The 8,440-nt window shown below is 70.4% G+C and carries 9 protein-coding genes, 1 tRNA gene and 1 pseudogene; 5 read left to right on the top strand and 6 right to left on the bottom strand.

Annotated features, from left to right (window positions below):
• Nucleotides 1-285 (top strand): annotated as a pseudogene (locus WA805_RS13775) (hypothetical protein); the annotation flags it as partial.
• A gap of 83 nt (nt 286-368) precedes the next feature.
• On the top strand, nt 369-1,133 hold the full coding sequence (locus tag WA805_RS13770) for a hypothetical protein (protein ID WP_422288974.1): 765 nt from the start codon (nt 369-371) through the stop codon (nt 1,131-1,133).
• Nucleotides 1,134-1,148: 15 nt separating this feature from the next.
• Here the strand turns inward: WA805_RS13770 and moaA are convergent, their stop codons facing one another.
• From moaA to WA805_RS13745, 5 genes are all read right to left on the bottom strand, one after another.
• Nucleotides 1,149-2,138: a GTP 3',8-cyclase MoaA gene (gene moaA, locus WA805_RS13765; RefSeq protein ID WP_424561332.1), complete on the bottom strand. Its 990-nt coding sequence runs from the start codon at nt 2,136-2,138 to the stop codon at nt 1,149-1,151.
• 56 nt (nt 2,139-2,194) lie between these two features.
• The gene (locus WA805_RS13760; protein ID WP_425242525.1) at nt 2,195-3,094 is read right to left on the bottom strand and encodes a 1,4-dihydroxy-2-naphthoyl-CoA synthase; all 900 of its coding nucleotides are present in this window, start codon (nt 3,092-3,094) and stop codon (nt 2,195-2,197) included.
• 83 nt (nt 3,095-3,177) lie between these two features.
• The gene (locus WA805_RS13755; protein WP_424561331.1) at nt 3,178-3,501 is read right to left on the bottom strand and encodes a CBS domain-containing protein; all 324 of its coding nucleotides are present in this window, start codon (nt 3,499-3,501) and stop codon (nt 3,178-3,180) included.
• Between the two features lie 141 nt (nt 3,502-3,642).
• Nucleotides 3,643-3,846, bottom strand: a complete 204-nt coding sequence (locus WA805_RS13750; RefSeq protein ID WP_422281180.1) for a rhodanese-like domain-containing protein — start codon at nt 3,844-3,846, stop codon at nt 3,643-3,645.
• A 73-nt stretch (nt 3,847-3,919) separates the two neighbouring features.
• Nucleotides 3,920-4,015 (bottom strand) — tRNA-Sec (locus WA805_RS13745).
• A gap of 71 nt (nt 4,016-4,086) precedes the next feature.
• Here WA805_RS13745 and WA805_RS13740 point away from each other — a divergent pair.
• From WA805_RS13740 to WA805_RS13730, 3 genes are all read left to right on the top strand, one after another.
• Entirely contained in the window at nt 4,087-5,718 is a 1,632-nt protein-coding gene (locus WA805_RS13740; RefSeq protein WP_425242527.1) for a glycoside hydrolase family 13 protein, read from the top strand.
• Nucleotides 5,719-5,761: 43 nt separating this feature from the next.
• Nucleotides 5,762-6,040, top strand: a complete 279-nt coding sequence (locus WA805_RS13735) for a hypothetical protein (RefSeq protein WP_422322888.1) — start codon at nt 5,762-5,764, stop codon at nt 6,038-6,040.
• Between the two features lie 170 nt (nt 6,041-6,210).
• Entirely contained in the window at nt 6,211-7,920 is a 1,710-nt protein-coding gene (locus tag WA805_RS13730) for a hypothetical protein (RefSeq protein WP_424561930.1), read from the top strand.
• Nucleotides 7,921-8,261: 341 nt separating this feature from the next.
• Here the strand turns inward: WA805_RS13730 and WA805_RS13725 are convergent, their stop codons facing one another.
• On the bottom strand, nt 8,262-8,405 hold the full coding sequence (locus tag WA805_RS13725; protein WP_425242526.1) for a SelB C-terminal domain-containing protein: 144 nt from the start codon (nt 8,403-8,405) through the stop codon (nt 8,262-8,264).
• Nucleotides 8,406-8,440: the final 35 nt, after the last annotated feature.

Raw genomic sequence — 8,440 nt, 5'->3', positions numbered from 1 at the left:
CGGCAGGACTGCCACGCGGTGCGCGCCGACCTGGAGGCGCTGTTCGCCCGCGAGTACGGCATCACGCACCTCACCCTGCAGGGCGACCACGCTGCTGACACGGGACCCGCGGCCAACGGCGACGCGGGCGCCGGGGTCGACGCCGAACATGCCGGGCAGGGCGCGGCCGCGCACCCACCCGGCGAAGAGCACTGCGAGGACGCGCACGGTCCGCGGTACCTGCCAGGGAACGCCACGGGCGGCTTTGTCAGCAAAAGTCGGGCTACGGGTGAATCCCGCGAGTAGCATTGCGCCTCACCTGCCGGAAGGCTGAAGGCTAGCTACAGAGAAGCTGGCGGCCGGCTGGGCACCACTCTCTGGAGTACTCCGTGGCTACAGTCCGCCGCTCGGCGCCTGGCGTCCTGCTCGCCGGCGCCCTGGCCGTCACCACCGTGGCCTGCGGCCCGTCGCATACGCCACCGCCGCGGGCGGTGATGCTCGACGCGCAGGCGGTCGTCGACCCGCTGGCGGCCGACACCTCGGTGTGGATCTTGCACCACGCCTCGATGGACACCGAGGCCGCATTTGCCGTGCACCTCACCGGGACGGGGGATGATTCCGGCCAGACGGTGACGTTCGACCTGTCGGTCGCGGGCAGCGACGGCTGCACCGGCACCGTGGCGGAGACGAAGGAGGGGTCGGTTCAGCTGATATTCGACGGTTCGACCGTCTGGATCAAGCCGGACGACGAGTTCTGGCGCGAGGCAACCGGCGTCACCGACCCCGCGCAGCTGGCGGCGGTGGAGGGCAAGTACATAACGGCCACGGCGAGCGACTCCAGTCTCGGAAAAATCACCTCGCTGTGCCAGCTGAACACCGTGCTGAAGGGCTTCGCCTCGATCCCGGCTGCTGACGCCCAGGACGAGATCAAGGGACCGGTGACGCGCATCAACGGTCAGCGTGTACTGAAGGTCTCCGACACGAAAGACTCCGCGTACGTGTACGTCACCGACACCGCGCAGCCGAAACTGCTGCAGCTCATAGACCCTGATGCGGACGGTCTCACCGGCCTCACATACACCTTCGGCTATCCGGGGACGCCCGTCGCCATCACTCCCCCGCCCGCCAGCGAGATCATCACCGGGGGCTACTAAGCCGGGAGCCGGTAATCAGCCGCCGATCGCGGACATCGGGCGGTCGGGCTGCAGGAACGACGGGTCGTTGATCCCGTGCCCCGGCAGCTTGACCGCCACCGCGGCCTGCCACCGCTCGGCGATCTCCTCGTCGGAGGCGCCGCCCCGCAGCAGCGACCGCAGGTCGCTTTCTGAGCGCGCGAACAGGCAGTTGCGGACCTGGCCGTCGGCGGTCAGCCGGACCCGGTCGCAGGACCCGCAGAACGGCCGCGTCACCGACGCGATCACGCCCACCCGGGCCGGGCCGCCGTTGACGAGGAAGGTTTCGGCGGGGGCGGCGCCACGGGCCCGTTCCGAATCCTCTGACAGGGCGAACGCGGCGGACAGCGACTCGAAAACCTCGGCCGCGGTGACCATCTCCGCCCTCTTCCAGCCGTGCTGCGCGTCCAGCGGCATCTGCTCGATGAAGCGCAGCTCGTACCCGTGCTCCAGGCAGTAGGCCAGCAGCGGCACCGCCTCGTCGTCGTTGATGCCGCGCATCAGCACCGCGTTGACCTTGACCGGCGTGAGGCCGGCGGCGGCCGCGGCCGACAGCGCGTCGAGCACGTCGGGCAGCCGGTCGCGCCGCGCCAGCTTGCGGAACACCTCCGGCCGCAGCGTGTCCAGCGACACGTTGATCCGGTCGAGGCCGGCCTCGCGCAGCGCGACGGCCCGCCTGGCGAGCCCGATCCCGTTGGTGGTCAGCGAGATATCCGGCCGCGGCGTCAGGGCGGCTGTCCTGGCGATGATCGACTCGAGCTCGCGCCGCAGCAGCGGCTCGCCGCCGGTGAACCGCACCTCGCGGATGCCGAGGCTGGTGACGCCGATCCTGATCAGCCGGACGATCTCTTCGCCGGTCAGCACCTGCGGCGCGGGCAGCCAGTCCAGGCCCTCGGGCGGCATGCAATAGGCGCAGCGCAGGTTGCAGCGATCGGTCAGCGAGACCCGGAGATCCGTCGCGACCCGTCCGAAGGAGTCAGCCAGCATGCCCTCAGCCTATTCGCCTATATCAAAGTGACGAAAAGAACACCCAGAGCCGGACGTTAGTAGTAGTAGGGGAACCCCGTCCAGTCCGGGGCGCGCTTCTCAAGAAACGCGTCCCGCCCCTCGACGGCCTCGTCGGTCATGTAGGCGAGCCTGGTGGCTTCCGCCGCGAACACCTGCTGCCCGACCAGCCCATCGTCAATCAGGTTGAAGGCGTATTTCAGCATCCGCTGCGACGTCGGGCTCTTCGCGTTGATCTTGGCCGCCCAGTCCAGCGCGGTGCGCTCCAGGTCCGCGTGCGGGACCACGGCGTTGACCATGCCCATCCGGCACGCCGCCTCGGCGTCGTAGGTGTCGCCGAGAAAAAAGATCTCCCGCGCGAACTTCTGGCCGACCTGGCGGGCCAGGTAGGCCGACCCGAAGCCGCCGTCGAAGCTGCCCACGTCGGCGTCGGTCTGCTTGAAGCGGGCGTGCTCGCGGCTGGCCAGGGTGAGGTCGCAGACGACGTGCAGGCTGTGCCCGCCGCCCGCCGCCCAGCCGGGCACCACGCAGATGACGACCTTCGGCATGAACCGGATCAGCCGGTGGACCTCCATGATGTGCAGCCGCCCGCTGCGCGCCGGGTCGATGGCCTCGGCCGTCTCACCGTCGGCGTACCGGTACCCGTCGCGGCCCCGGATCCGCTGATCGCCTCCCGAGCAGAACGCCCAGCCGCCGTCCTTCGGCGACGGCCCGTTGCCGGTCAGCAGCACGCATCCCACGTCGCCGCTCATCCGCGCGTGATCGAGGGCGGTGTACAGCTCGTCCACGGTATGCGGGCGGAAGGCGTTGCGGACCTCGGGCCGGTTGAACGCGACGCGGACGGCGCCAGAGTCGACGGCACGGTGATAGGTGATGTCGGTGAAGTCGAAGCCGTCGACGGCGCGCCACCGGTCGGGGTCGAAGATCTCGGAAACCATGAGCCGATTCTGGCCGGCGGCCTCGCCAGTCAGCGCACTGGCTCGTTCGGCAGGCGAACGGCGAGGTTGCCGCGCGTGACCGGCTAGGCGATGTCCTGCTTGCGAACCAGCCCGACAAGCCGGCCGTCCGAGGTCGTGACAGGCGAGCTATCGAGGCGACGGTCGGCCATGACACGGCGCATCTTCGTCACGCTCACGGACGGCCGGTACGTGGACGGACCCGGGCGCATGGCCTGCTCGACCAGCAAGTCTGGGTCGACGTTCAGCTCTTTGGCCCTGAGCAGCCCGAGCACCACCAATTCGGGGCTCACGACCACACACGCGTCCCACCCGGCCGCGGCGACCCGGTCGCGGACGTCGCCAAGCCGCTCATCCAGGGAACACGTCGGTACGTCCCGCCGGGCCACGTCGGCCAGGCGGGGGTGTTGCGCGTTGACCCCTTCGGTAGGCAGGCCCGCTCCCAACCAGTCCCGGATGCCCGCCTGGTAGTCATAGACTTCGCTGAACCCCAGCGTCTGGAGCCGGCACGCGGCTCGTGGGCTCAGGTCTCAAGCAGAGTCCGCGCAGTACACGACGATCGGCCGGGCACGATCGAGAGGGCGGCAGGCCGCGGCCTCGATCTTGCGCAGCGGCAGGTTGATCGCTCCCGGCAGGTGGTCCTCGCCGTACTCTTCAGCGGGCAGGACGTCGACGATCTGAGCGCCCTGCTCGATTAGACGGCGAACCGTCTCCCGGTCGATCACCTGTGCCACCGCTGCCCCTAGCTGCGTCCGCGTGTCATTTCCGTTTAGCTTACGGGCCGGGAAGCTCTCGCGCCCGTGCAGGTGGCGGAGGCGGACGGGAATCGAACCCGCCAGCGACGCGGCACGCCGCTCACTGGTTTTGAAGACCAGGGGGGCCACCAGGCACCCAGACGCCTCCGTCGACGACTTTACTTAACCTGGCCGCGACGCGTTACTGGCCGGCGTCACAGGGGAACGCTGCCTGCCGTGCTGGCTGACAACAACCCCTGGTGGGCGGACGCGGTGGTGTACCAGGTCTACCCGCGCAGCTTCGCCGACAGCAACGGCGACGGCATCGGTGACCTGGACGGGCTGACCTCCCGGCTGCCCTATCTGTCAGAACTCGGCGTCGACGCGCTCTGGCTCACGCCCTTCTACCCCTCGCCGCTGGCCGACGGCGGCTACGACGTCAGCGACTACCGCGACGTCGACCCGCGGCTCGGCACGCTCGCCGGCTTCGACGCGCTCGTCGCGCGGGCCAGGGAGCACGGCATGCGGGTCATCGTCGACCTGGTGCCCAACCACTGTTCCTCCGCGCATCCGCTGTTCCAGGCGGCGCTCGCGGCCGGGCCGGGCAGCCAGGAGCGGGAGATGTTCATCTTCCGGCCGGGCCGCGGGCCCGGCGGGGACCTGCCGCCGAACAACTGGCCGTCCAACTTCGGCGGCTCCGCCTGGACCCGGGTGCCTGACGGGCAGTGGTACCTGCACCTGTTCGACGCCGGGCAGCCGGACTGGAACTGGCGCGACCCGCGGGTGCCGCGGATGTTCGAGGACATCATCAGGTTCTGGCTGGACCGCGGTGTCGCGGGACTGCGGGTGGACGTGGCACACGGCATTTTCAAGGACCCGGAGCTGGCCGACGCCGCGGACACGGTGCGCTCGGTCCGGCCGTCCGGCTACTACCACCGCCCGGAAACCCTCGAGCTGTACCGGTCGTGGCGCGCCATCCTGGACAGCTACCCGGCGGATGTCTGGCCAGGGCCGCGCACCGCGATCGGCGAGGTCTGGTACGACACCTACGCCACGCTCCAGCCCTATCTGGCACCCGACGTCCTGCCGCAGGTGTTCAACTTCGAGCTGGTCACCGCGCAGTGGGACGCGCTGGCGATCCGCAAGGGGATCGACGCGACGCTGGCGCTGACCACCGGCTCACGCGCCCCGTGGGTCATCGGCAACCACGACGTCGTCCGCCCGGTGACCCGGTGGGGCGTCGCGCCGGCGCGGGCCGCCGCGCTGCTGCTGCTGGCGCTGCCCGGCTCGGCGTATGTCTACCAGGGCGAGGAGCTCGGGCTGCCGGAGGTGCTCGACATCCCGGACGCCGCGCGGCAGGATCCCGCTTTCCGTCGCACCGGCGGGAAGGTTCGCGGCCGGGACGGGTGCCGGGTGCCGTTGCCGTGGGAGAGGGGCGGGGCTTCGTTCGGATTTTCCGGAACGGACCCGGCTTCCTCACCGGCGCCCCCATGGCTCCCGCAGCCGGCCTACTGGGGCGCGTACAGCGTCGCCGCGGAACGCGGCGACCCGTTGTCGTTCCTCCGCCTGTACCAGGCGGCGCTGCGGCTGCGCGGGGAGAACCCGGCGCTCGGCGTCGGCGAGTTGTCTGGCGGTGGTGCCGGCGGTGCTGCCGGCGGTGGTGCCGCCCCTGCCGGGGAAGGCGCGATCCGCTGGCTGGACGCGCCGGATGACGCGCTGGTGTTCGCCCGCGACCCCGGCTTCGTGTTCGCCGCCAACCTGGGCAGCCGGCCGCTCCCGCTGCCGCCGCACCGCGAGGTGCTGCTCGCCAGTGGCGCGCTGGCCCCCGACGGCGCGCTGCCCCGTGACACGGCCGTCTGGCTGGCCACCTGAGGCGGTAGTCTGCGGTCACGTCAACGGCGCTTAGGGGACGAGTGTGGCGCGCATACGGGTACCGCGGAAGGGCGTGACGCAGGCGGAGCTCGCCGCCGTGCTCACCCGTCGCCTCGGCGGCGGGTATGAGGTCGAGCCTGACGGCGACGGGAGGGTCGTCGTGCGGCGGTCGCCGCTGGCTACCGCGGTCGTCCGGATCAGGGACGTGCCAGGCGCGACCGTGTTCCGGGTGCACGGCGGCGGCCTGCCGCTGTACCGGATCGGCACGACCCGCAGGGTGACGGACGCGCTGCGCCGCTCACCCGAATTTCGCAGCGTATGACTGTATTACGGGCGGAATGCCGCCCTGGCGCGAAAACCGTCAGGGTTACGCCTTAACATTGCTACGTCTTCGCGGACCCTTCTGCCGGGATTCGCACACTGCCTCTGAACACGCTGAAAGTCCTCGTTAAAGCCGTCCGGAGCCACCTCCATGCCTGCTAGTCTCCGCCCGTGAAGGGGAACCTCTCCGCGTCGGGTGACGTGGTAAGCGAGCCACGACCGTCCCGCGGCCAGCCAGGCTCCCAGCAGGTCGGCGGCGTGCGCGCGCGGCTCGCCAGGTCCCCGTTCGGCGCGGCGCGGCTGCGCGACTACTGGCTCACCGCACCGGGCATCGTGATGCTGATCGCGACGGTCCTCGCCGTCGGGATCCGGCTGTTCACGCTGACCAGGGCCGGCTACCTGAGGGGCATCACCGAGTACGACGACGGCGTGTACATCGGCGGCGCGCTGCGGCTCATCGAGGGCCAGTTGCCGTACAAGGACTTCGCCTTCATCCAGCCGCCGGGCATCCTGCTGCTGATGACCCCGGTGGCGCTGATCGCCAAGATCACCACCACGGTGAAGGGGCTCGCCCTGGCCCGGGTGCTCACCGTGCTGGCCAGCGCCGCGTGCGTCCCGCTGGTCGGCAACCTGGTCCGCTACCGCGGCGCCGTGGTCACGCTGGTGACCTGCGGAGCGCTCGCCGTCTACCCCGGCGACATCACCACGGCGCACACGCTGATGCTCGAACCGTGGATGAACTTGTTCTGCCTGCTGGGGGTCAACGCGGCGTTCCGCCGCGGCCACCTGGCCCGGCCCGGCCGGCTGATGTGGGCCGGCCTGGCCCTTGGCTTCGCCGGCGTCATCAAGTTCTGGGCGATCGCGCCGGCCGCGGTCCTGCTCGTGCTCTGCCTGACAGACCGGAGGGAACGGGGCCGCCGCACCGGCGCGTACATGGGCGCCCTGGCGGCCGGATTCGTCCTGCCTATGCTGCCGTTCCTGACGTCCGCGCCGATGACGTTCATCCGCAGCACGGTCGGCGACCAGGCGGTGCGTACCGGCAGCTCGGTCTCCACCGGGATCCGGCTGGCCAACCTGACCGGCCTGATCGACATCCTGAACAACCAGGGGCAGGTCACGCTCAACGCCGGAGCGCATTCGATGTTCGCGGCCGGCGCGTCGGCAGGCCTCGGGAGCTCCTCAAGCCTGGGCTGGCTGCCGATCCTCGCGGCCGCCCTGCTGGCCGGAGTGATCGCCGCCGGGTACATCTGGCAGGGCAGGCGGCTCTCCCAGCTGGAGGTGCTGTCGCTGGCGACGGCGGTGCTCGCCTGCGCCGCGATCCTGATCTACTCGGCCTTCTTCTACCACTACCCGGACTTCCCTGCGCCGTGGCTGGCGCTGTCCCTGGGCGGCGCGGCCGGCGCGCTGGCCGGCTACCCGAAGGTGCGCGCGATCTTCGTCCGGGCATTCGCCGTGCTGATCGTGCTGATCGCCGCCTTGCAGATCAGGGAGACGTTCCCGCTGCAGCAGACGACCGGCGAGTCGAGGGCGTTCCTGATCCCGCCGGGATCGTGCCTCGTCACCGACCAAGCGTCGCTCGCGGTAGCCGCCGACCGGTTCGCCAGCCGGCCGCCGGGCTGCCCGGACATTGTCGACGCGCTCGCGGCGACGCTGGTGCTCAGCCACGGGGTGAGCGTCCAGGGCGGCGCGGAGGACATGCCGCAGGTGGTGGCCGCCTGGCAGTCCTGGCTCGGCAAGGCCGACTACGTGTGGCTGTCCCCGAACAACGCCCGCCGCATCCCGTGGACGCCGGCGCTCACCGCCTGGTTCGACGCCCACTTCACCAAGCTCGGCTGGTACAACGTCACCACCGGCCAGATCTACGCCCGCACCACGCCCTAGCGCCCGCCGACCGGCCGCGCCGACAGGCCGCACCTGCCGTCGACGCCGAGGTCGCCGAGTCCGCTGCCCCTAAGGCGGCGGCCCCGCTTCTTGCTGTTATCAGACTAAAAATCATCTTCGTATCAGTTTTGGTCCATCTGACGTCCGTTTTGTCCAGATTCAGGGGCGAGAAGTGATACGAAGATGAGCCCGGCAGGCTGGCCGACAACTTCCCATCGTTTCGGCTCATTTGCTGAGCCGCGGGACCGAGCCGGCTCATCTTCCCATCGGTTATGACCACTTTCGCGTTCGATTCGTCCGATTTATCCCCACGTGACTGATAGAGAGTTGCGGGGGCCGGGCTAGCGGGGGCGGAGGCGGCGGAGGTCGCCGGGGAGGCGCTCGGTGACCCGGGCGCGGTCGAGGTACTCCAGCAGCGGGATCGCTACCCGGCGGGAGGTGGCGAGCGCCTGCCGGGCCTGGGACGTGGTGAACGGCTGCGGCAGCTCGGCCAGGACGCGGGCCGCCTCCTTGTCCGCGC

It is taken from the genome of Trebonia sp. (assembly GCF_049794275.1).
Lineage (GTDB): Bacteria > Actinomycetota > Actinomycetes > Streptosporangiales > Streptosporangiaceae > Trebonia.
This window is presented reverse-complemented; position numbering and strand designations above follow the sequence as displayed.

Coding starts and splice junctions, on each gene's coding strand:
- WA805_RS13760 (WP_425242525.1), bottom strand. CDS start 3,094: ATGGTTTCCGAGATCTTCGACCCCGACCGGTGGCGCGCCGTCGACGGC.
- moaA (WP_424561332.1), bottom strand. CDS start 2,138: ATGCTGGCTGACTCCTTCGGACGGGTCGCGACGGATCTCCGGGTCTCG.